Source organism: Bacillus sp. GW821-FHT01G09 (genome assembly GCF_059422205.1).
Genome location: NZ_JBWKWL010000002.1, coordinates 982,955 through 1,003,637 on the forward strand (window position 1 = coordinate 982,955; position 20,683 = coordinate 1,003,637).

Annotated in this window: 26 protein-coding genes; 17 read left to right on the plus strand and 9 right to left on the minus strand. The window is 41.2% G+C overall.

Features of this window, described 5'->3' with window-relative positions:
• Positions 1 to 81 precede the first annotated feature (81 nt).
• From tkt to AC07VD_RS10270, 3 genes are all read left to right on the plus strand, one after another.
• Positions 82 to 2,085, plus strand: coding sequence for a transketolase (tkt, locus tag AC07VD_RS10260; protein WP_003231593.1), 2,004 nt, complete (start codon positions 82 to 84; stop codon positions 2,083 to 2,085).
• A 152-nt stretch (positions 2,086 to 2,237) separates the two neighbouring features.
• The gene (gene sirA / locus AC07VD_RS10265) at positions 2,238 to 2,684 is read left to right on the plus strand and encodes a sporulation inhibitor of replication protein SirA (RefSeq protein WP_003231591.1); all 447 of its coding nucleotides are present in this window, start codon (positions 2,238 to 2,240) and stop codon (positions 2,682 to 2,684) included.
• Positions 2,685 to 2,769: 85 nt separating this feature from the next.
• Complete coding sequence (locus tag AC07VD_RS10270; protein WP_003221221.1) at positions 2,770 to 2,988, plus strand: YneF family protein; 219 nt, start codon at positions 2,770 to 2,772, stop codon at positions 2,986 to 2,988.
• A 73-nt stretch (positions 2,989 to 3,061) separates the two neighbouring features.
• Here the strand turns inward: AC07VD_RS10270 and ynzD are convergent, their stop codons facing one another.
• Positions 3,062 to 3,235, minus strand: coding sequence for an aspartyl-phosphate phosphatase YnzD (ynzD, locus tag AC07VD_RS10275; RefSeq protein WP_010886518.1), 174 nt, complete (start codon positions 3,233 to 3,235; stop codon positions 3,062 to 3,064).
• 219 nt (positions 3,236 to 3,454) lie between these two features.
• Between ynzD and ccdA the strand changes: the two genes are divergently transcribed.
• From ccdA to AC07VD_RS10290, 3 genes are all read left to right on the plus strand, one after another.
• Positions 3,455 to 4,162, plus strand: a complete 708-nt coding sequence (gene ccdA, locus AC07VD_RS10280; protein ID WP_063335412.1) for a cytochrome c-type biogenesis protein CcdA — start codon at positions 3,455 to 3,457, stop codon at positions 4,160 to 4,162.
• A gap of 88 nt (positions 4,163 to 4,250) precedes the next feature.
• The gene (locus AC07VD_RS10285; protein WP_185184383.1) at positions 4,251 to 4,613 is read left to right on the plus strand and encodes a response regulator; all 363 of its coding nucleotides are present in this window, start codon (positions 4,251 to 4,253) and stop codon (positions 4,611 to 4,613) included.
• A 78-nt stretch (positions 4,614 to 4,691) separates the two neighbouring features.
• The gene (locus AC07VD_RS10290; RefSeq protein WP_072174017.1) at positions 4,692 to 5,183 is read left to right on the plus strand and encodes a CcdC family protein; all 492 of its coding nucleotides are present in this window, start codon (positions 4,692 to 4,694) and stop codon (positions 5,181 to 5,183) included.
• A gap of 30 nt (positions 5,184 to 5,213) precedes the next feature.
• Here AC07VD_RS10290 and yneK read toward each other — a convergent pair whose 3' ends face one another.
• From yneK to sspO, 4 genes are all read right to left on the minus strand, one after another.
• Entirely contained in the window at positions 5,214 to 5,642 is a 429-nt protein-coding gene (yneK, locus tag AC07VD_RS10295) for a DynA interaction protein YneK (protein WP_003231580.1), read from the minus strand.
• Positions 5,643 to 5,875: 233 nt separating this feature from the next.
• Complete coding sequence (gene cotM / locus AC07VD_RS10300) at positions 5,876 to 6,268, minus strand: outer spore coat protein CotM (RefSeq protein WP_015251997.1); 393 nt, start codon at positions 6,266 to 6,268, stop codon at positions 5,876 to 5,878.
• An 80-nt stretch (positions 6,269 to 6,348) separates the two neighbouring features.
• The gene (locus AC07VD_RS10305) at positions 6,349 to 6,495 is read right to left on the minus strand and encodes a small acid-soluble spore protein P (RefSeq protein ID WP_003221237.1); all 147 of its coding nucleotides are present in this window, start codon (positions 6,493 to 6,495) and stop codon (positions 6,349 to 6,351) included.
• Positions 6,496 to 6,525: 30 nt separating this feature from the next.
• Positions 6,526 to 6,672 carry a small acid-soluble spore protein SspO gene (gene sspO / locus AC07VD_RS10310; RefSeq protein WP_003244839.1) on the minus strand — a complete coding sequence of 49 codons (147 nt, stop codon included), beginning with the start codon at positions 6,670 to 6,672 and terminating at the stop codon, positions 6,526 to 6,528.
• Between the two features lie 227 nt (positions 6,673 to 6,899).
• On the opposite strand from sspO, the gene acnA reads away from it, so the two are divergent.
• The 7 genes from acnA (at position 6,900) to AC07VD_RS10345 (ending at position 11,735) form a co-directional block, all read left to right on the plus strand.
• Positions 6,900 to 9,629 (plus strand): aconitate hydratase AcnA, encoded by a 2,730-nt coding sequence (gene acnA, locus AC07VD_RS10315; RefSeq protein ID WP_003231573.1) that lies wholly within the window; start codon positions 6,900 to 6,902, stop codon positions 9,627 to 9,629.
• A gap of 71 nt (positions 9,630 to 9,700) precedes the next feature.
• A complete protein-coding gene (locus tag AC07VD_RS10320; RefSeq protein WP_024571428.1) occupies positions 9,701 to 10,213 on the plus strand; it encodes a redoxin domain-containing protein in 513 nt (170 codons plus the stop codon).
• Positions 10,214 to 10,293: 80 nt separating this feature from the next.
• Positions 10,294 to 10,419, plus strand: a complete 126-nt coding sequence (locus tag AC07VD_RS10325) for an FbpB family small basic protein (protein ID WP_003244964.1) — start codon at positions 10,294 to 10,296, stop codon at positions 10,417 to 10,419.
• A gap of 64 nt (positions 10,420 to 10,483) precedes the next feature.
• The gene (gene sspN / locus AC07VD_RS10330) at positions 10,484 to 10,630 is read left to right on the plus strand and encodes an acid-soluble spore protein SspN (protein WP_003231569.1); all 147 of its coding nucleotides are present in this window, start codon (positions 10,484 to 10,486) and stop codon (positions 10,628 to 10,630) included.
• 36 nt (positions 10,631 to 10,666) lie between these two features.
• Positions 10,667 to 10,918, plus strand: coding sequence for a small acid-soluble spore protein Tlp (gene tlp / locus AC07VD_RS10335; RefSeq protein WP_134982967.1), 252 nt, complete (start codon positions 10,667 to 10,669; stop codon positions 10,916 to 10,918).
• Positions 10,919 to 11,003: 85 nt separating this feature from the next.
• Positions 11,004 to 11,420, plus strand: a complete 417-nt coding sequence (locus AC07VD_RS10340; RefSeq protein ID WP_017696516.1) for a YbgC/FadM family acyl-CoA thioesterase — start codon at positions 11,004 to 11,006, stop codon at positions 11,418 to 11,420.
• A 15-nt stretch (positions 11,421 to 11,435) separates the two neighbouring features.
• On the plus strand, positions 11,436 to 11,735 hold the full coding sequence (locus AC07VD_RS10345) for a hypothetical protein (RefSeq protein ID WP_021479774.1): 300 nt from the start codon (positions 11,436 to 11,438) through the stop codon (positions 11,733 to 11,735).
• 30 nt (positions 11,736 to 11,765) lie between these two features.
• On the opposite strand, the gene AC07VD_RS10350 is transcribed toward AC07VD_RS10345, so the two are convergent.
• Together AC07VD_RS10350 and plsY are read right to left on the minus strand one after the other, a co-directional pair.
• Positions 11,766 to 12,053: a HesB/YadR/YfhF family protein gene (locus tag AC07VD_RS10350; RefSeq protein ID WP_003231562.1), complete on the minus strand. Its 288-nt coding sequence runs from the start codon at positions 12,051 to 12,053 to the stop codon at positions 11,766 to 11,768.
• Positions 12,054 to 12,140: 87 nt separating this feature from the next.
• Complete coding sequence (gene plsY / locus AC07VD_RS10355; protein WP_003231560.1) at positions 12,141 to 12,722, minus strand: glycerol-3-phosphate 1-O-acyltransferase PlsY; 582 nt, start codon at positions 12,720 to 12,722, stop codon at positions 12,141 to 12,143.
• A gap of 169 nt (positions 12,723 to 12,891) precedes the next feature.
• Here plsY and AC07VD_RS10360 point away from each other — a divergent pair, with 169 nt between their 5' ends.
• The 3 genes from AC07VD_RS10360 (at position 12,892) to parC (ending at position 18,089) form a co-directional block, all read left to right on the plus strand.
• On the plus strand, positions 12,892 to 13,299 hold the full coding sequence (locus AC07VD_RS10360; protein ID WP_003245606.1) for a CoA-binding protein: 408 nt from the start codon (positions 12,892 to 12,894) through the stop codon (positions 13,297 to 13,299).
• Positions 13,300 to 13,697: 398 nt separating this feature from the next.
• Positions 13,698 to 15,665, plus strand: coding sequence for a DNA topoisomerase IV subunit B (parE, locus tag AC07VD_RS10365; protein ID WP_003231552.1), 1,968 nt, complete (start codon positions 13,698 to 13,700; stop codon positions 15,663 to 15,665).
• Positions 15,666 to 15,668: 3 nt separating this feature from the next.
• Positions 15,669 to 18,089, plus strand: coding sequence for a DNA topoisomerase IV subunit A (parC, locus tag AC07VD_RS10370; protein ID WP_217017862.1), 2,421 nt, complete (start codon positions 15,669 to 15,671; stop codon positions 18,087 to 18,089).
• 46 nt (positions 18,090 to 18,135) lie between these two features.
• Here the strand turns inward: parC and AC07VD_RS10375 are convergent, their stop codons facing one another.
• Together AC07VD_RS10375 and AC07VD_RS10380 are read right to left on the minus strand one after the other, a co-directional pair.
• Positions 18,136 to 18,261, minus strand: coding sequence for a hypothetical protein (locus AC07VD_RS10375; RefSeq protein WP_003231548.1), 126 nt, complete (start codon positions 18,259 to 18,261; stop codon positions 18,136 to 18,138).
• A 25-nt stretch (positions 18,262 to 18,286) separates the two neighbouring features.
• Positions 18,287 to 18,640 carry a hypothetical protein gene (locus AC07VD_RS10380; RefSeq protein ID WP_003245190.1) on the minus strand — a complete coding sequence of 118 codons (354 nt, stop codon included), beginning with the start codon at positions 18,638 to 18,640 and terminating at the stop codon, positions 18,287 to 18,289.
• Between the two features lie 510 nt (positions 18,641 to 19,150).
• Here AC07VD_RS10380 and AC07VD_RS10385 point away from each other — a divergent pair.
• Complete coding sequence (locus AC07VD_RS10385; protein WP_130572418.1) at positions 19,151 to 20,548, plus strand: alanine/glycine:cation symporter family protein; 1,398 nt, start codon at positions 19,151 to 19,153, stop codon at positions 20,546 to 20,548.
• Positions 20,549 to 20,683 lie beyond the last annotated feature (135 nt).

The following is a 20,683-nucleotide window of genomic DNA, read 5'->3' on the forward strand; positions in this document are numbered from 1 at the left end:
CAAATTTAAGCTGAAACAGTTGAGAAAAAGTCGTCAGACATTTATGATGTAAGGGTACAACACATAAGGAAGGGGATTTTTATGGATACAATTGAAAAGAAATCAGTTGCTACCATTCGCACACTGTCAATAGACGCTATTGAAAAAGCAAATTCTGGTCATCCAGGGATGCCGATGGGAGCCGCTCCAATGGCATACACGCTGTGGACAAAATTTATGAACGTAAGTCCGGCAAACCCTGGCTGGTTTAACCGTGACCGTTTTGTTTTATCTGCTGGACACGGGTCAGCACTATTATACAGCATGCTTCATTTAAGCGGGTTTGATCTTAGTATTGAAGATCTTAAGGGATTCCGCCAGTGGGGCAGCAAAACACCTGGACACCCGGAATTCGGACATACTGCCGGTGTTGATGCTACAACAGGTCCGCTTGGCCAAGGAATTGCCATGGCAGTCGGTATGGCAATTGCTGAACGCCATTTAGCGGAAACATACAACCGCGATTCATTTAACGTAGTCGATCATTATACATACAGTATTTGCGGTGATGGTGATTTAATGGAAGGTATTTCTTCTGAAGCCGCTTCACTCGCAGGCCATCTTCAGCTTGGCCGTCTGATCGTACTATACGATTCTAATGACATCTCTCTTGATGGAGACCTCGACCGTTCATTTTCTGAAAACGTGAAACAGCGTTTTGAAGCAATGAATTGGGAAGTTCTTTATGTTGAGGATGGAAACAATATTGAAGAATTAACAGCGGCTATCGAAAAAGCACGCCAAAATGAAAAGAAACCTACATTAATTGAAGTGAAAACGACAATCGGATTCGGTTCACCTAACCGTGCCGGTACATCCGGTGTTCACGGTGCGCCGCTTGGTAAAGAGGAAAGCAAATTAACAAAAGAAGCTTACGCGTGGACATATGAAGAAGACTTCTACGTTCCGTCAGAAGTTTATGAGCATTTCGCTGCAGCTGTTAAAGAATCAGGTGAGAAAAAAGAACAAGAATGGAATGCTCAATTCGCTAAGTATAAAGAAGTTTATCCTGAACTTGCTGAACAGCTTGAACTGGCAATCAAAGGAGAGCTTCCGAAGGACTGGGATCAAGAGGTTCCTGTGTATGAAAAAGGAAGCAGCCTGGCATCCCGTGCATCTTCCGGTGAAGTTCTCAACGGACTTGCGAAAAAAATTCCTTTCTTTGTCGGAGGTTCTGCTGACCTAGCGGGATCGAACAAAACGACAATTAAAAATGCCGGTGATTTTACAGCGGTTGATTACTCAGGCAAGAACTTCTGGTTTGGTGTACGTGAATTTGCGATGGGTGCAGCCTTAAACGGTATGGCGCTTCATGGCGGTCTTCGTGTATTCGGCGGAACTTTCTTTGTCTTCTCTGATTACCTGCGTCCTGCGATTCGCCTTGCAGCGTTAATGGGCCTTCCTGTGACATATGTCTTCACACATGACAGTATTGCGGTTGGTGAAGACGGTCCGACGCACGAGCCTGTTGAACAGCTTGCTTCACTCCGTGCGATGCCTAATCTTTCTTTGATCCGTCCAGCAGACGGCAATGAGACAGCAGCAGCATGGAAGCTTGCAGTTCAAAGCACTGACCACCCAACAGCGCTAGTGCTTACACGTCAAAACCTTCCTACCATCGATCAAACATCTGAAGAAGCATTGGCAGGAGTAGAAAAAGGTGCATATGTCGTTTCTAAATCTAAAAACGAAACACCTGACGCTCTTCTCATCGCTTCCGGATCAGAGGTAGGTCTTGCAATTGAAGCGCAGGCTGAATTGGCAAAAGAAAATATTGATGTTTCTGTTGTCAGCATGCCTTCAATGGACCGTTTTGAGAAACAATCTGATGAATACAAAAACGAAGTCCTTCCTGCAGATGTGAAAAAACGTCTTGCAATTGAAATGGGCTCATCATTTGGATGGGGCAAATACACGGGGCTTGAAGGTGACGTTCTCGGCATAGACCGATTCGGTGCATCTGCTCCAGGTGAAACCATCATTAACGAATACGGCTTCTCAGTTCCGAACGTAGTGAATCGAGTTAAGGCATTAATCAATAAGTAAGCTTTTGAAAGAGGATGAGCCAAATCATCCTCTTTTTCTTGTTTATCCGACAAAAATAGTATTGGCTGTTTAACAGTAATAGACAATTCTTTCTTTTCTTCTTTTGTATAATAGAGAGCAAATGAAATGCTGCTGGAAAAGGGGATGAAAAGATGGAACGTCACTACTATACGTACCTTATCAAAGAGGAATTTGCCAATCACTATTTCGGCCGGGAATCGGTTATGTTTGAGCTGTTTCAAGACTATCATTGGACAAGCCTTGAAAAGCAGCAGTATGAAATGACAGAGAAACAGATTCAATATATTACACAACCAATCCCGATTTTACATATGCATCAGCGGTTAAAAATGAATTTAAACAAGACGGATTACAGGCAGCTGGATTATATTTATAGAATAGCTTTGCCGAAAGCAAAAGGCCACGCGACGTTTATGATGAAGGAGCACATGATAGAAATTGTGGCTTCGGGAGATTACGAGGCAGAAACGATATTCTTTGAAGTGTTAAGAAAAGTTAGCCCTTGCTTTTTAGCAATGGATTTCAATTCGAAGCGTTACGGATGGCTAAATCCGGTGAAAGAAAGAAATTTTGTCTAAAACCGAAGAAAAAGAGATGTAAATGTTGTATAATAGCTTTTGGTTTAGTACACTTTAAACTAGACAACATGAAGGAGGAAATAAAATGACTTTATGGGTTGGCATCCTAGTGGGCGTTGTTGCATTGCTCATAGGTGTTGCACTCGGGTTTTTTATTGCTCGTAAATATATGATGAGCTACCTGAAAAAGAATCCGCCTATTAATGAACAAATGTTACGCATGATGATGATGCAAATGGGAATGAAACCTTCTCAAAAGAAAATCAATCAAATGATGAAAGCCATGAATAATCAAACGAAATAATACGTAAAGATTATGATATAGAGAAACATGGTTATAAAATAAAAAACCCTTATACGGGTTTTTTATTTTGCAATCATTCATCACCCGCTACTGCTCGAAGGCGCTGCTTTTGATATTGTATGAGAAGATGGTCAAGCTCCTGACTGAGCTCTATCGTAATATGAGATGTCATTCCGTTCGCCATGACAATTTGCAGCAGCTCTGCTCTTTTTTTTTCAATTTCTTTTAATAGATGCTCTCTAATCACAGGGATGTATCCTTTCATACATTAGATCTTCAAAGTGAATGTTTATATTATATCCATATTTATACTAATTTTCAAATGAGAAGGAGTATAATGTCTCAATGTCAAATTAAATTATATAAGTTTTTTCTGAAAATAGAAATCCTTCAAGTGAAAGTGTTAAAAAAATGAAATGATTTTGTCATAACTTGAAGGAATGTCAAATCATGAAGGGATGATGACATGGGAGACGTGAATTATTTTTTGACATTCGGAGCGGGGTTTTTATCCTTTATTTCGCCTTGCTGCCTGCCGCTTTACCCAGCTTTTTTGTCATATATTACAGGGGTCAGCATGGACGATGTAAAAACAGAAAAGCTGCTGCTGCAGAAAAGAAGCCTGTTTCATACTTTGTGTTTTTTGCTTGGCTTTTCAGTCATTTTTATTGCTTTAGGCTATGGAACATCTTTTATTGGCAGCCTGTTTAGGGATTATCATGATGCGATTCGGCAAATTGGCGCGTTGCTTATTATTTTGTTCGGTTTCATTACACTCGGTGTGTTCCGGCCTGAGGCTATGATGAAAGAGCGGAGAATCCATTTTAAGCATAAACCAAGCGGGTTTTTAGGGTCGGTCTTAATCGGAATGGCATTTGCAGCTGGATGGACACCATGTACCGGTCCGATATTAGGTGCTGTTATCACACTTGCAGGCACCAATCCGGGCTCAGCGGTGCCATACATGATGTTATATGTACTCGGTTTTGCGGTACCGTTTCTTTTATTGTCTTTTTTTATCACAAAGCTGAAGTGGATAAGGAAGAACCAGCTTTTAATTATGAAAGCTGGCGGCGTTTTGATGATTGTGATTGGTGTGCTGTTATTCTTTAATTGGATGAGCCTGATCATTATTTTGCTGTCAGATCTTTTTGGAGGCTTTACTGGTTTTTGACGGTAAATTACTTTCGTACTACTACTAATCCTTTTGTTTTTGGTACAATAAGACTATTATCTGTGGAAATCGATTGTTGGAGGGGAATATGACAAGAGTTTTAGTTGTAGACGACGCCAAGTTCATGAGAGTGAAAATCAGAGAGATCTTGGAAGAGGCAAATTACATAATCGCAGGCGAAGCGGCGGACGGTGAACAAGCAGCGCACCTGTATAAAAAACTGCGCCCGGACCTTGTGACAATGGATATTACAATGCCGGTGAAAAACGGCATAAAAGCGCTTCGTGATATCTTAACCTTTGATCCTAAAGCGAAGGTCATCATGTGCACCGCCATGCGCCAGCAAAGAATTGTAACGGAAGCAATTGAGCTGGGGGCAAAGGATTTTATTGTTAAGCCGTTTGAGGAAACAAAAGTGCTGGAAGCTGTAAGCCGCGTTATGGGACATTAAAGTCATTTCTTTTCAAAATGGTTTTTTTTATTGTTTTGGAGTATAGTATATAGTATCAACACTCCGAGAAACAAAGGAATGATAAGTATGATGATTATAGTTTCATCGATTATTGCTGTGTTAATGGCTGTAGCTGTGATGGTGGTCAGAATAAAGTCCTCTGACAAGCCTGTTTCACCAAAAAAAATCATTCTTCCGCCGATTTTTATGAGTACGGGAGCGTTAATGTTTTTATTTCCGGTATTTTGGGTAACTGGTGCAGAGTTTTTGGAAGCATTCACTTTAGGTGTGATTTTCTCTATTTTTCTAATCAAAACTTCTAAGTTCGAAATTAAAAATAATGAAATTTACATGAAACGCTCTAAAGCATTTGTTTTTATATTAGTCGGTCTTTTGGTGATCAGAATCGTGATGAAATCGATCTTGAGCACATCAATCGATTATGGTGCACTGAGCGGAATGTTTTGGATTCTGGCTTTCGGTATGATTGTGCCTTGGAGAATCGCCATGTATTTATCATATCGAAAACTTCATAACGAGCTGCAGTCAGCTAATATTCAAATGAATTAAAAAACCTTTCCTCTTGTCAGGAAAGGTTTTTTATTTGAGAAGGGTCTGATAAGGTTCCAAATCGATTTTTTTGTCCCGCAGATGCCTTTTTAAGAAGGTATGGTCTCTTTTAGGAGTTGCGAGAATATAGCCTTTGATCATAAGTTGCTGATCAATCTTTGCTACCTTTTCTTTTAATGCAAGCTCACCGATTTTGCCTGCGATTTTGGCTTTTGCTGCATCTCTGAACAGTTCTGGCACCGGCGCAGTCAATTCATCTAGAAACTGTTTGTTTTCATCGTTCCATAAATGTCTGCTGTTTTCAATATAGTAATCCTGCCAATCAAGCTCTGATCTGCCGTCCTCTTTTGGTAAACGCTTTAAAAACTTTCGAAACATGAAAAAACCGCCGATTGATAATAAGACTACCATCATGATCACCCAAAACAGAATAAACCATAAAAACCATCCTTCCAGCATCAATCATTCCCCCTTATTCTAACCATATTGTATACGAAGAGAGATTAGAAGAACACAGTAAAAAAAGAATAGAAAAAAGTGATAGACGTCTAGTCAAAAGAGATAGTAGATCATATTCTATTGTATAGTGAATCTGCTATTTGGCCATGGGAGAGTCACTAGAGGGTATTTGACGATAAATGGACGGAAAAAAAGTCACTTTCATAATAGGGGATGAAAGTGACTTTTTATGTTTAGCTGAGAGGAAATTGAAGAGAAAAAGAAGAGCCATCTTCTGTTTCTTTATTGACGGCGACTGTGAGTATTTGATTTTCGCATTCGGCTTGAATGGTTTTGTCATTAAAATAAAAAGGAAGCATCATTTGTTTTTCAAAAGTCTGTCCTGACGATTTGACAGTTAAGATGAACTCGCATCCAGAAAGGGTAACTGTTACTTGTGTAGGCTGTAAAAAAGTCAGATCCGCTTCTATAATATACTGCTGACTTGTTTCATATAAATCAATAGGCAATGTTTCGTCGTACCAGGCGAAGGGGTCTTCAAAAAATTGCCGAAGCCATTCATCCATACTATCGAAATCATTCGCATCGTTGCGTTTTGAATGGTTCATGGAAGCATTCCTCCACATATCAACCTTGCTTTACATCATATGCGGTGGATTATAAATGGGTGAACGCATAAAAAAACAGACACTAAGGTCTGCTTTTCTTACATATCATGGCTTGAGTTGTGCTTTTGTCTTGTATGGTTTCGGTTCTTTACTTTTTTGCTTCCGCTTAGAGGCTCAGGTTGGCCGGGATTGTGTCCTTTAGGGGCGTTTTTATGCATATCTTTACTTGTATTCTTATTGGTCATAAAATGAGAACCTCCTTAAAGAGTTCGGTGTTATTGATTGGTTTTTCTTTTTTTGTTATTTTGGCGTTCTGCTTCAGTCAGTACAAGCTGGTCGTTTTCAATGTAGCCGGCGCCTTTGCCTTGGCTTTTTGCGTCATTCATTCCGTTAATGACGTGATTCGCTTTTCTTTTGACCATCATTATCACCTCAATCATAATATGGCTTCTTTTATTGTGTTATATGAGAGAGCGTAAACAGTAAAAATTACCGGTACATTTTTCTCATAAGTCGAACTTATTGTATTTAATAAAAACATTGATATTTACTTATGTATGATTTTGTTTTAATATGAAATTGTGAGAAAATTGTGATGGAATGTAATGTTCATCTGAGAATGATCTGATCTGAAGGGGGATTTTGGAGAATGGCAAACGAGCAAAAAACTGCAGCAAAAGACGTTTTCCAAGCGAGAAAAACGTTTACTACAAATGGGAAAACATATCATTACTACTCTTTAAAAGCGTTAGAAGATTCAGGTATAGGAAAGGTTTCGAAGCTTCCTTATTCCATCAAAGTTCTTTTAGAATCAGTATTGCGTCAAGTTGACGGCTTCGTTATCAAAAAAGAACACGTGGAAAATTTGGCAAAATGGGGAACTGCCGAATTAAAGGATATCGACGTTCCGTTCAAACCGTCTCGTGTTATTTTACAAGACTTCACAGGGGTTCCGGCAGTAGTAGATCTGGCTTCACTGCGTAAAGCAATGGCAGCTGTCGGCGGAGATCCTGATAAAATCAACCCTGAAATTCCTGTTGATCTCGTTATCGACCACTCTGTACAGGTAGATAAAGCGGGTACAGAAGATGCATTAGCAGTAAATATGGACTTGGAATTCGAAAGAAATGCAGAGCGCTACAAATTTTTAAGCTGGGCAAAGAAAGCGTTTAACAATTATCAGGCAGTGCCGCCTGCAACAGGTATTGTGCACCAGGTCAACCTTGAGTTCTTGGCAAGTGTTGTCCATGCCATTGAAGAAGACGGCGAGCTTGTAACGTATCCTGATACGCTTGTCGGAACAGACTCACACACAACAATGATTAACGGTATCGGTGTTCTCGGCTGGGGTGTCGGTGGAATTGAAGCTGAAGCGGGAATGCTTGGACAGCCTTCTTACTTCCCAGTTCCAGAGGTAATCGGCGCGAAACTTGTCGGCAAGCTTCCAAACGGAACAACAGCTACTGACTTGGCGTTAAAAGTAACACAAGTGCTGCGTGAAAAAGGCGTTGTCGGTAAATTTGTTGAATTCTTCGGTCCGGGAATTGCTGAACTGCCGCTTGCAGATCGCGCAACAATTGCGAATATGGCTCCGGAATACGGCGCTACATGCGGATTCTTCCCAGTAGATGAAGAAGCGCTTAACTACCTGCGCCTGACAGGCCGTGATCCTGAACATATTGATGTTGTTGAAGCATACTGCAGAAGCAATGGCTTGTTCTACACTCCAGATGCGGAAGACCCTCAATTTACTGATGTGGTTGAAATTGACCTGTCTCAAATTGAAGCAAACTTATCGGGTCCAAAGCGTCCTCAGGATTTGATCCCGCTATCTGCTATGCAGGAAACGTTTAAAAAGCAATTAGTCAGCCCTGCAGGTAACCAAGGATTCGGTTTAAATGCTGAGGAAGAAAATAAAGAAATTAAGTTTAAACTCCTTAACGGCGAAGAAACAGTTATGAAAACGGGTGCGATCGCCATTGCTGCGATTACAAGCTGTACAAATACATCAAACCCATACGTTCTGATCGGCGCCGGACTGGTAGCGAAAAAAGCGGTTGAGTTAGGGCTTAAGGTGCCTAATTACGTGAAAACGTCACTTGCACCGGGTTCTAAAGTTGTTACAGGATATCTTGTGAATTCAGGCCTTCTTCCATACATGAAAGAGCTTGGCTTTAACCTCGTTGGGTACGGCTGTACAACATGTATCGGGAACTCAGGCCCGCTTTCACCGGAAATCGAAGAAGCGGTTGCGAAAAATGATCTTCTGATTACGTCTGTCCTTTCCGGAAACCGTAACTTTGAAGGACGTATTCACCCGCTTGTTAAAGGCAACTATCTTGCTTCACCGCCGCTTGTTGTGGCATATGCGCTGGCTGGAACGGTAAACATTAACCTGAAAACCGATCCAATCGGTGTGGGCAAGGATGGTCAAAACGTATACTTTAATGATATTTGGCCGTCAATGGACGAAATCAATGCACTTGTTAAGCAAACTGTTACGCCAGAGCTATTCCGCAAAGAGTATGAAACAGTATTTGATGACAACAAGCGCTGGAACGAAATTGAAACAACAGATGAAGCATTATATAAATGGGATAGCGAGTCAACTTACATTCAAAACCCGCCATTCTTCGAAGAAATGTCTGTTGAGCCAGGCAAGGTTGAACCATTAAAAGGTTTGCGTGTTGTCGGTAAATTCGGCGATTCAGTCACAACTGACCATATTTCTCCTGCGGGGGCAATCGGAAAAGATACGCCTGCCGGAAAGTACTTGCAAGAAAAAGGTGTTTCTCCTCGCGACTTTAACTCCTACGGTTCCCGCCGCGGAAACCATGAAGTCATGATGAGAGGAACATTTGCAAACATTCGGATCAAAAACCAAATTGCACCGGGTACAGAAGGCGGATTTACGACGTACTGGCCGACTGGTGAAGTAACATCCATCTATGATGCGTGCATGAAATACAAAGAAGATAAAACTGGTCTTGTCGTATTAGCAGGAAAAGACTATGGTATGGGATCTTCACGTGACTGGGCTGCAAAAGGAACAAACCTTCTCGGCATCAGAACGGTCATTGCAGAGAGCTTTGAAAGAATCCACAGAAGCAACCTTGTATTCATGGGTGTGCTGCCGCTTCAGTTTAAACAAGGTGAAAATGCGGATACACTCGGCTTAACGGGTAAAGAAGTCATCGAGGTAGATGTTGATGAAACAGTTCGTCCTCGTGACCTTGTGACTGTAAGAGCAATCAATGAAGACGGCAATGTAACAACTTTTGAAGCAGTCGTCCGCTTTGATAGTGAAGTTGAAATTGATTACTACCGCCATGGCGGCATCCTTCAAATGGTGCTTCGTGAAAAAATGAAGCAGTCCTGATGAATTAATAGGAAGAGAAGGCATTTCGCTTTCTCTTCTTTTTATGACACAATGTGCTGCGGAGGTGGCATATGCTGAAAAAATGGCTCGCAGGGATCCTGCTTATCATGCTTGCCGGTTATACGGGATGGAATTTATATCAAACATACAGCAAAAAAGAAGTCGGAATTCAAGAGGGGAAACAAGCACCTGATTTTTCTTTGAAAACGCTGTCAGGGAAGAAAAGCTCTTTACAGGATGCAAAAGGCAAAAAAGTGCTGCTCAATTTTTGGGCAACTTGGTGTAAGCCGTGCCGTCAGGAAATGCCTGCGATGGAAAAGCTGCAAAAAGAATACCCCGACAAACTTGCGGTTGTTGCGGTAAATTTCACTTCAGCTGAGAAAAGTGAGAAACAGGTCCGAGCGTTTGCTGATACGTATGACTTAACGTTCCCCATTCTGATTGATAAAAAAGGGATCAATGCTGACTATAACGTGATGTCATATCCAACGACATATATCTTAGATGAAAAAGGTGTTATCCAAGACATACACGTTGGCACCATGACAAAAAAAGAAATGGAACAAAAACTGGATCTTGATTAGATTCAGTTTTTTTTATGCTCAAATATGCTTACAAATTTTCAGAATTGGAAAAAATAAAAGAATATGCGGAGGTGAGAAGCGTGAAGAAGATGAGAAAACGTTCTTTTCATGAGCTCGTCATGGAAAACAAAAAAGAGCTGATGACCAATACAGAGTATTTAAATCAGCTTGAGGAAAAGCTTGAACAGCGATTTAAGCAAAAATAACCTTTAATTTGTATTCATGTTTACCCCTCCTTTTGAGAAACCTATCTGTTGAGGAGGGATAAACATGGGAAACAACAAGAAAAACGGTCAGCCTCAATATGCTCCAAGCCACTTGGGTACAAAGCCTGTAAAATATAAAGCCAATAAAGGGGAAAAAATGCATGATACTTCAGGTCAGCGGCCGATCATCATGCAGACAAAAGGCGAGTAGCGAAAAATCGAGTTTATTTCTAGGAGGTACATCCGAATGACAAAGAACCAAAATCAATATCAGAAGCCTAATCCTGATGATCGTTCTGACAATGTGGAAAAATTGCAGGATATGGTTCAAAATACAATTGAAAATATAGAAGAAGCAGAAGCATCAATGGAGTTTGCTTCAGGAGAAGATAAACAGCGTATCAAAGAAAAAAATGCAAGGCGCGAACAGAGCATTGAAGCGTTTCGTAATGAAATACAGGACGAATCTGCAGCGAGACAAAACGGATACCGTTCTTAAAAAACCAGGGAAACCTGGTTTTTTTTCTTTCTGATTTGATTATGGTAAAATGGGGCTAAATTGACGTTAAGGGAGCAGAGTAATCTTGCATGTATCAAAAAAAGAAATAGAAGTGCGTTATGCAGAAACAGATCAAATGGGAATTGTCTATCACGCAAATTATCTTGTGTGGATGGAGGTCGGCAGAACGGCCTTAATTAAGGACTTAGGCTTTTTATATAGTGATATGGAAAAAAGAGGCGTTCTGTCCCCAGTTGTTGATATCAATATTTCCTATAAAAAGCCGCTTCATTACGGAGAAACCGCGGTTGTACATACATGGATAGAGGAATATAACGGCTTTAAAACCGTCTATGGTTATCACATTTATAATCCGGCCGGTGAGCTTTCCATCAAAGCCACCTCATCTCATATTTGTGTGGATAAAGAAAGCTTTAAGCCAATTCAATTCCGCAAAGCTTTTCCTGATTGGCACACAGCATATGAAAAGGCCAAAAAATAGGGAAGTGAACGGAATATGGCGTTTGGTGTGAAACGGGAGGAACTTAACCGGTGGAAACAAGCAGTAAAAAGAGGAGAAATCGCATTTTTAACACATTACTGGCTGGATGACCGATTTCCGGAAGCAAGGACTGTGACAAAAGCCGGCTGTGCAGACATTGATAAGCTGGTTCAGTGGGGAGCGGCGTACGGGTTAAAAAAAGAATGGATCCATAAGAAAAGTGAATTTCCTCACTTTGATCTGCTGGGTGAAACACAAAAATATGTTTTGGAACAAGAAAACCTAACCGATCATCTTATACGATTTCATTTGTAAAAAAAGAACGCACATGATGTGCGTTCTTTTTTATTGGTATTCAAAAACCGGTTCATCAGCGTCTTCTGAATAGCTGACGAGAAGGTCGTGGTTATCAAAGTACCATAAATCACTTTCTTCAATAAAGAAGGTAATGCCGTCAGCTTCTGCAGTGACTCCAGCCTCTTGTGGGGCATCTTTCGCTACACCGAGAGAAAAACCCTTTTGAACGTTGCTGCAGCCTCCATAGCGGACGAAAAAGCGAACCTGGTCTCCGCTTTCCAAATCGAGTTCTTCTTTATACCAGTTCAATGCGTCTTCGTTAATTGTCATATTCATAACAGAACACCCCTTTGTTCTTCATTTGAATTTTCTCTATTATAAACGTATTAGGCTATTCTGTGTCAAAAGAGAAGTTTTTTAAGCTTATAACCATTTTACTTTAGGTTCTGTTTTATTGATAATTCGTTTAATGTTCGCTCGGTGTCTGTATATCACAAAAATAGTGAGCAGGGTAACGACAATCAATAAATACGTATCATGGACAAAGAAGCTATATATAACAGTATAGATCCCTGTTAACATCGATGAGAGAGAAACAAATTTAGTCAAGTATAAAAAGATGAAGAATACCGCAACCATCGTGATAAATAACAGGGGTGCGTAAAACAGCAAAACGCCTCCTGATGTCGCCACGGCTTTACCGCCTTTAAATTTGGCGAAGATGGGAAACACGTGGCCTAAAACCGCAAAGACTCCTGCAAGAAGCGGGTGAATATCAACATGCATGAGAAAAGGCAATGCAGTTGCCAGTGTCCCTTTCAAAATATCTCCGGCTATGACGACCGAACCAGCTTTTACACCCAATGTACGGAATGCATTGGTAGCGCCTAAATTGCCGCTTCCGTGCTCCCGAATATCAATTCCCTTGGCAAGCTTGCCCACAATTAAGCCAGATGGAATGCTGCCTATCAAGTAGGCCAAAATAATCAATAAAGCAATTAACATCTACATTTCTCCTTTTTCAAATTCCCTTCTTTTTATTTTAACATGAGATGTCATGATCTGATGATAAGTTTTTTTGTAAAGTTTGCTTACAAATCCAATCAAACATGCATCATATTTTGATTTCTCCTGTTTTGATCGTGTAAAATAAGTGAAAAAGGAGTGACACACGATGCAAAACCCTTCTAAAGCGGAAATTAAAGAGATTCTTCAAAGAAGCAAACGTATAGCGGTAGTAGGGCTTTCAGACCGTCCGGATAGAACGTCACATATGGTTTCAAAAGCAATGCAGGACGCGGGTTATGAAATTATCCCTGTGAATCCTACAATTGATGAGGCGCTAGGTGTCAAAGCCGTTTCATCTTTAAAAGAGATAGACGGTCCGATTGACATCGTAAATGTATTCCGGCGCTCAGAACAGCTTCCTGGAGTGGCGGAAGAGTTTTTAGAGACAGATGCGCCAGTATTTTGGGCACAGCAAGGGCTAGTTAATGAGGAAGCATACCAGATGCTAAAAGAAAAAGGCAGAACGGTTATCATGGATCTGTGCATAAAAGTGGCACACGCTGTAACAAAATAGGTGCAGAACTGCAAAAATCCTTGTAAATTCAAGGATTTTTGCTTTTTAATTTTAAGATATTGTTTGCGTATTACGGTGAAACAGATACAATAAAGCTTGAACAGCTTTTTTTGAATACCTTGTCCAGCTGGGTTTCGGCCGTTCGATTTGCGAAGGTCTGCTGCTTTATATATAATAAACAAACATACGTTCTCATAGTGTAAAAACAGCACTAGCCGATGTTTTGAGAAGAACTGATTCGTTAGCTCTATGTTGCGATTGCAAACATATTGGTTATAATGAGGAGTCCAAGGCAGTACTGGCTCGAGGCGAGGTTTATAAAAAATATCTTATATACAAATGATGTGTAACACTGAAAAGAGAAAGACAATGTTAGTTTTTGAAAGGGGTTTGTACGTTTGGCTAGAAAACAGCAATTTGATTACAACGAAGATGCCATACAGGTGCTCGAAGGCCTTGAGGCTGTCAGGAAAAGGCCGGGTATGTATATTGGCTCTACTGACGCGCGGGGTTTGCACCACTTGGTTTATGAAATTGTAGATAACTCTGTCGACGAGGTGCTTGCCGGCCATGGAGATCACATAATCGTCAAAATACATAAAGACAATAGTATTTCTGTACAGGATAGAGGCCGCGGCATGCCGACCGGAATGCATAAGCTCGGCAAACCAACCCCTGAAGTGATTTTAACGGTGCTTCATGCCGGAGGAAAATTCGGCCAAGGCGGCTATAAGACAAGCGGCGGGCTCCACGGAGTTGGTGCATCAGTCGTGAATGCTTTATCTGAATGGCTGACGGTTACCATTGAGCGGGACGGTTTTGTCTATCAGCAGCGATTTGAAAATGGAGGAAAACCGGTTACATCTCTCGAAAAGATCGGCAAAACAAAAAAGACGGGAACTCTTACACACTTTAAGCCAGATCCAACGATGTTCAGCACAACCACTTATAATTTTGAAACGCTCTCTGAGCGCTTAAGAGAGTCTGCGTTTTTGTTAAAAGGACTGAAAATTGAGCTGATTGATGAACGCAATGACCAGCGTGAGGTCTTTTATTATGAAAACGGCATAGAAGCGTTTGTTGCTTACTTAAATGAAGAAAAAGACGTCTTGTCTGAAGTGGTCTCGTTTGAGGGTGAGCATCATTCTATAGAAGTGGACTTTGCGTTCCAGTTTAACGATGGTTATTCTGAAAATATTTTGTCGTTTGTCAACAATGTCAGAACAAAAGACGGCGGGACGCATGAGTCAGGTGCAAAAACTGCGATGACGCGTGCTTTTAATGAATATGCGCGAAAAGTGGCTTTGCTGAAAGAAAAGGATAAGAACCTTGAAGGCACCGATATAAGGGAAGGGCTTTCAGCCATTATTTCTGTCCGCATTCCTGAGGAGCTTCTTCAATTTGAGGGACAAACAAAAGGAAAGCTCGGTACCAGTGAAGCAAGATCAGCGGTGGATGCGATTGTTTCAGAGCAGCTTGCTTACTTTTTAGAGGAAAATCGGGACACCGCAACGCTTCTTGTCAAAAAAGCAATCAAGGCGAGTCAGGCGCGCGAAGCGGCACGCAAAGCCCGTGAAGAAGCAAGAAGCGGCAAAAAACGAAAAAAATCAGAAGCGACTTTAAGCGGAAAGCTGACGCCTGCGGGTTCAAGAAACCCGGCAAAAAATGAATTGTATCTCGTTGAGGGAGATTCAGCAGGCGGGTCAGCCAAGCAGGGAAGAGACCGCAGATTCCAGGCGGTTCTGCCTTTACGCGGTAAAGTCATTAATACAGAAAAAGCTAAGCTTGCTGATATCTTTAAAAATGAAGAGATCAATACGATCATTCATGCGATCGGCGGGGGAGTCGGGGCAGATTTCTCAATCGATGACATCAACTACGACAAAATCATCATTATGACTGATGCCGATACTGACGGCGCCCATATTCAAGTGCTGCTTCTTACCTTTTTCTATCGCTATATGAAACCGCTCATTGAGCATGGCAAGGTGTTCATTGCGCTGCCACCTTTATATAAGGTCAGTAAAGGAAGCGGGAAAAAGGAAATCATTGAATATGCATGGTCTGATGAAGAGATGGGTGATGTCCTGAAAAAAGTCGGCAAAGGCTATACCATTCAACGATATAAGGGTCTTGGAGAGATGAACGCAGACCAGCTGTGGGAAACGACGATGAATCCGGAGTCCCGCACACTTGTTAGGGTCAAAATTGACGATGCGGCACGTGTAGAGAGACGTGTGACGACGTTAATGGGAGACAAAGTAGAGCCGCGCAGAAAGTGGATTGAGAAAAACGTCGCTTTCGGCTTAGATGAAGAAAGCAATATTTTAGAAAATGAAAACTTATCGGTCGCTGAGGAGGTTTAATGATTGTCACAGCCAGAATTATTTCATGATTTACCATTAGAAGAGGTGATCGGCGACCGTTTTGGACGCTACAGTAAATATATTATTCAAGACAGGGCGCTGCCCGATGCGAGAGACGGATTAAAGCCGGTACAGCGCAGAATTCTGTATGCGATGCATACAGATGGAAACACGTTTGATAAAAACTTCAGAAAAGCGGCCAAAACGGTCGGTAACGTCATCGGTAACTATCATCCGCACGGTGACAGCTCGGTTTATGAAGCAATGGTGCGGATGAGCCAGGATTGGAAAGTTCGTAATGTGTTAATCGAAATGCATGGAAACAATGGAAGCATCGACGGAGATCCCCCGGCAGCCATGCGTTATACAGAGGCACGATTATCTCCGATTGCATCTGAGCTTCTTCGGGATATTGACAAAAACACGGTTGAATTTGTGCCGAACTTTGATGATACAAGCAAGGAGCCTGTCGTACTCCCGGCGATGTTTCCTAACCTATTGGTCAACGGATCTACCGGGATTTCAGCAGGATACGCGACCGACATTCCCCCTCATCATCTGGGAGAAGTCATTGATGCTGTCATTAAGCGTATTCAAATGCCATCTTGTTCTGTTGATGAACTTATGGAAGTCATTAAAGGACCTGATTTTCCGACAGGCGGTATTATTCAGGGCGTTGACGGGATAAGAAAAGCTTACGAAACCGGAAAAGGAAAAATCATTATCCGCGGAAATGCTGAAATTGAAACAATCAGAGGCGGACGAGAACAAATTGTCATTACTGAAATTCCATTTGAAGTAAATAAAGCAAACCTTGTAAAAAAAATGGACGAGTTCCGTATTGATAAAAAGGTTGAAGGCATCTCAGAGGTTCGTGATGAAACGGATCGAACAGGGCTGAGAGTGGTCATTGAACTGAAAAAAGAAGCTGATGCCAAAGGTATTTTGAATTTCTTATACAAAAACACTGATTTGCAGATCACATATAACTTCAATATGGTGGCTATCCATAACCGCCGTCCGATGCTGATGAGCCTGCCGTCTATTTTGGATGCATATATCGGACACCAAAAGGAAGTTGTCACAAACCGTTCCGTTTACGAGCTTCAAAAAGCAAAAGACAGACATCATATCGTAGAAGGACTCATGAAAGCTTTGTCTATTTTGGATGAAGTGATTGCAACAATCCGTTCTTCTAGCGATAAACGTGACGCTAAAAACAATTTGATCGCGAAATATGAATTTACGGAGCCTCAGGCTGAAGCCATCGTGTCATTGCAGCTATATCGTTTAACCAATACCGATATCACAGCGCTTAAGGAAGAGGCAGAAGAGCTCGGTAAAAAAATTGAAGAGCTCGAATCTATTCTGAGCAATGATAAAAAACTGCTAAAAGTGATTACAAACAGCTTAAAAGCACTGAAAAAGAAATATGCAGATACGAGACGCTCCGTGATTGAAGAAAAAATTGAAGAAATTAAAATCAATCTCGAAGTCATGGTTGCATCTGAGGATGTATATGTAACCGTTACGAAGGATGGTTACCTAAAACGGACGAGCCAGCGCTCATTTGCCGCTTCCAACGGTCAGGACTTCGGAATGAAAGATACGGACAGGATGCTGCATCAGTTTGAAATGAATACGACAGACGTGCTGCTGCTCTTTACGAACAAAGGAAGCTACATCTATTGTCCTGTTCACCAGCTGCCTGATATCAGATGGAAGGACATGGGCCAGCATTTTTCAAATCTGATCACTATTGACCGTGATGAAACGATTGTAAAGGCCATACCGATAAAAGAATTTGATCCGTCGGCATATCTTCTATTCTTTACGAAAAACGGGATGGTGAAAAAGACAGAGCTCACCCATTATAAAGCACAGCGTTATTCTAAGGCGCTTGTGGCCTTAAATCTGAAGGGTGAAGATGAACTGATTGATGTACATGTAACAAATGGGGAAAGCCAGATCTTTATGGCCACTCACTTAGGGTACGGTCTATGGTTTGGAGAAGACGAAGTGAATGTAGTTGGCGCGCGTGCGGCAGGTGTCAAAGGGATTAACTTAAAAGAGGATGACTTTGTTGTCTCCGGTGAGATCCTTCAGCAATCTGATTCAATTGTCTTGTTCACACAGCGGGGAGCGGTAAAACGCATGAGTCTTTCTGAGTTCGAGAAGACATCCCGCGCAAAACGCGGTGTCGTAATGCTAAGGGAACTGAAAAAGAATCCTCACCGTGTTGTAGCACTGTTCGCTTGCGGTCTTGAACAGCGACTAATGGCAGAAACAGAAAAAGGCGACAGAAAAGAACTGCAGGCAAAAGAGTTGCGGACAAACGACAGATACAGCAATGGCTCTTTCTTTTTTGATGAAGAGGAATCAGGCAAGGTTACAGCTGTTTGGCGCCTTCATACAGAACAATAATAAAAAACCCGCTCATACTATATGAGCGGGTTTCGTTTGTTTTTTATCAGCTTTCATGGTTGGTGAATAGATCTGTTACAGCATGAATGACTTCAATCCCCTGCCATACAAATAAATTCAGCGCTGTGAAAGAAAATAAGCCTAAAATCACCATTCTTAAGATAAACAACATGTTTAACAGCCTCCTCATATTTTCGTTACATAATCGGGTGATGTTGAACATGAAGTTTGCCGAAATAAGACGATTGATAAAATTTGGCCAGTATAAAGCTTTTTTTCCGCTGACGTCTGCGGGAGTATCCCGTACTTTTGCTTTCAGCGGTCAGCAGCAGAACAGCCATTGCCCATAAAGCGGTCAGCGTAAATGCCCCTGTGATGGATTTCTTCTCATCATCAGCATTTTGGCCGGCTTTCATCTCATGCATTTCCTGCTGGTCGGCTACGGCTTTATAATGATGGCCGATATCAAAGGCGTGGGGAATTGAGAACAAATGAAAACTGGCAATCGCCAAGAATAAGATGGATGCTTTCAATATCGTTACTTTTTTCAAATGATCTCCCCCTCCTTTAATATTACTGAATATTTTTATAATAATACCCCAATCCATCCTAAAAGTAAACCTGATTTATTAAATTTAAAAATAAATTTAACCTTGTTAAGTATATATCTTTTTGCTTATTTTTGAAAGAGAAAACTTCTTTTATTAGCGTATGTATACCCGGTTTATGGTGTGAATAAAAACATATTTTAGATGATATGTTTGTTGTTTAGGGTTTATTACTTTATTTATGTGCTAAATCAAAGGGAAAGGCAAGAGAATGGGAAGAAATGATTACATTGTTAATAGGGCACTTTTTTTAAAAAGCCAGCTTGCAAGGAATGTTTTTATTCGTAGGAAAATAATAGAGAAGGGATCGACAGAGTAACATCTGGCTATGACAATATTCTTCTCGAAAAAACTTCCTAATTCGTCATATTGTGATATAATAAAACTCGTTATGTTAAAAAATCTAACATCAAAATCGAATTCGTGTTGAATTGATGAAAACGGGAGGTAAATATGGAGTCTTTTTTCAATAGTTTAATTAATATTCCAAGTGATTTCATCTGGAATTACCTATTTTATATTTTAATAGGGCTTGGATTATTTTTTACCATACGTTTTGGTTTTATCCAATTCCGTTATTTTATTGAAATGTTCAGAATAGTAGGGGAGAAGCCGGAAGGAAATAAAGGTGTTTCATCTATGCAGGCATTCTTTATTTCGGCCGCATCCCGAGTCGGCACAGGGAATTTGACTGGTGTAGCCTTAGCAATTGCGACAGGCGGACCAGGCGCTGTATTTTGGATGTGGGTAGTAGCTGCAGTAGGTATGGCTTCAAGCTTTGTTGAGAGTACGTTAGCGCAGCTTTATAAGGTGAGAGACGGGGAGGATTTCCGCGGAGGCCCGGCTTACTACATTCAAAAGGGTCTTGGAGCGAGATGGCTTGGCATCGTTTTTGCTGTCTTAATTACCGTCTCATTCGGCTTGATTTTTAATGCTGTTCAAACAAATACAATTGCTGGAGCATTGGATGGCGCATTCCATGTGAATAAAATAGTTGTAGCCATAGTTCTGGCGGTTTTAACTGCGTTTATCATTTTCGGCGGTTTAAAACGTGTTGTCGCTGTTTCACAGTTAATTGTGCCGGTTATGGCAGGCATTTATATCCTTATCGCTTTATTTGTTGTCATCACGAATATTACGGCTTTCCCTGGCGTGATCGCTACAATTGTTAAAAATGCTTTAGGTTTTGAACAAGTCGTCGGCGGCGGAATAGGCGGCATCATCGTTATCGGTGCGCAGCGCGGACTTTTTTCAAACGAAGCAGGAATGGGGAGCGCACCAAACGCGGCTGCGACGGCTCATGTATCCCATCCGGCAAAGCAAGGCTTTATTCAAACATTAGGCGTATTTTTCGATACATTTATCATATGTACGTCCACAGCATTTATTATTTTGCTGTACAGTGTAACACCAAAAGGCGACGGCATCCAAGTCACACAGGCTGCTCTTAACCATCACATTGGAGGCTGGGCGCCGACTTTCATCGCAGTCGCAATGTTCTTGTTTGCATTCAGTTCAGTTGTCGGCAACTATTATTATGGCGAGACAAACATTGAATTTATTAAAACAAGCAAAACATGGCTGAACATTTACCGTATCGCTGTAATTGCTATGGTTGTGTATGGATCTTTATCAGGCTTCCAAATCGTTTGGGATATGGCGGACCTCTTTATGGGTATCATGGCGCTGATCAACTTAATTGTGATTACGCTGCTGTCAAACGTTGCCTACAAAGTGTATAAAGATTACGCGAAACAGCGTAAGCAAGGACTTGATCCTGTGTTTAAAGCGAAAAACATCCCAGGGCTGAAAAACGCTGAAACATGGGAAGATGAGAAACAAGAAGCATAATTTAAATATAAAACAAAGCTGCATTCAATAGTTGAATGCAGCTTTTTCATTATTGGAAATAAATTTAATTTTTCGACTCGAATGAAAAATGACGTGTAAAGTCCCAATTCAGTCCAGTTTTCTTTGTTCTATATG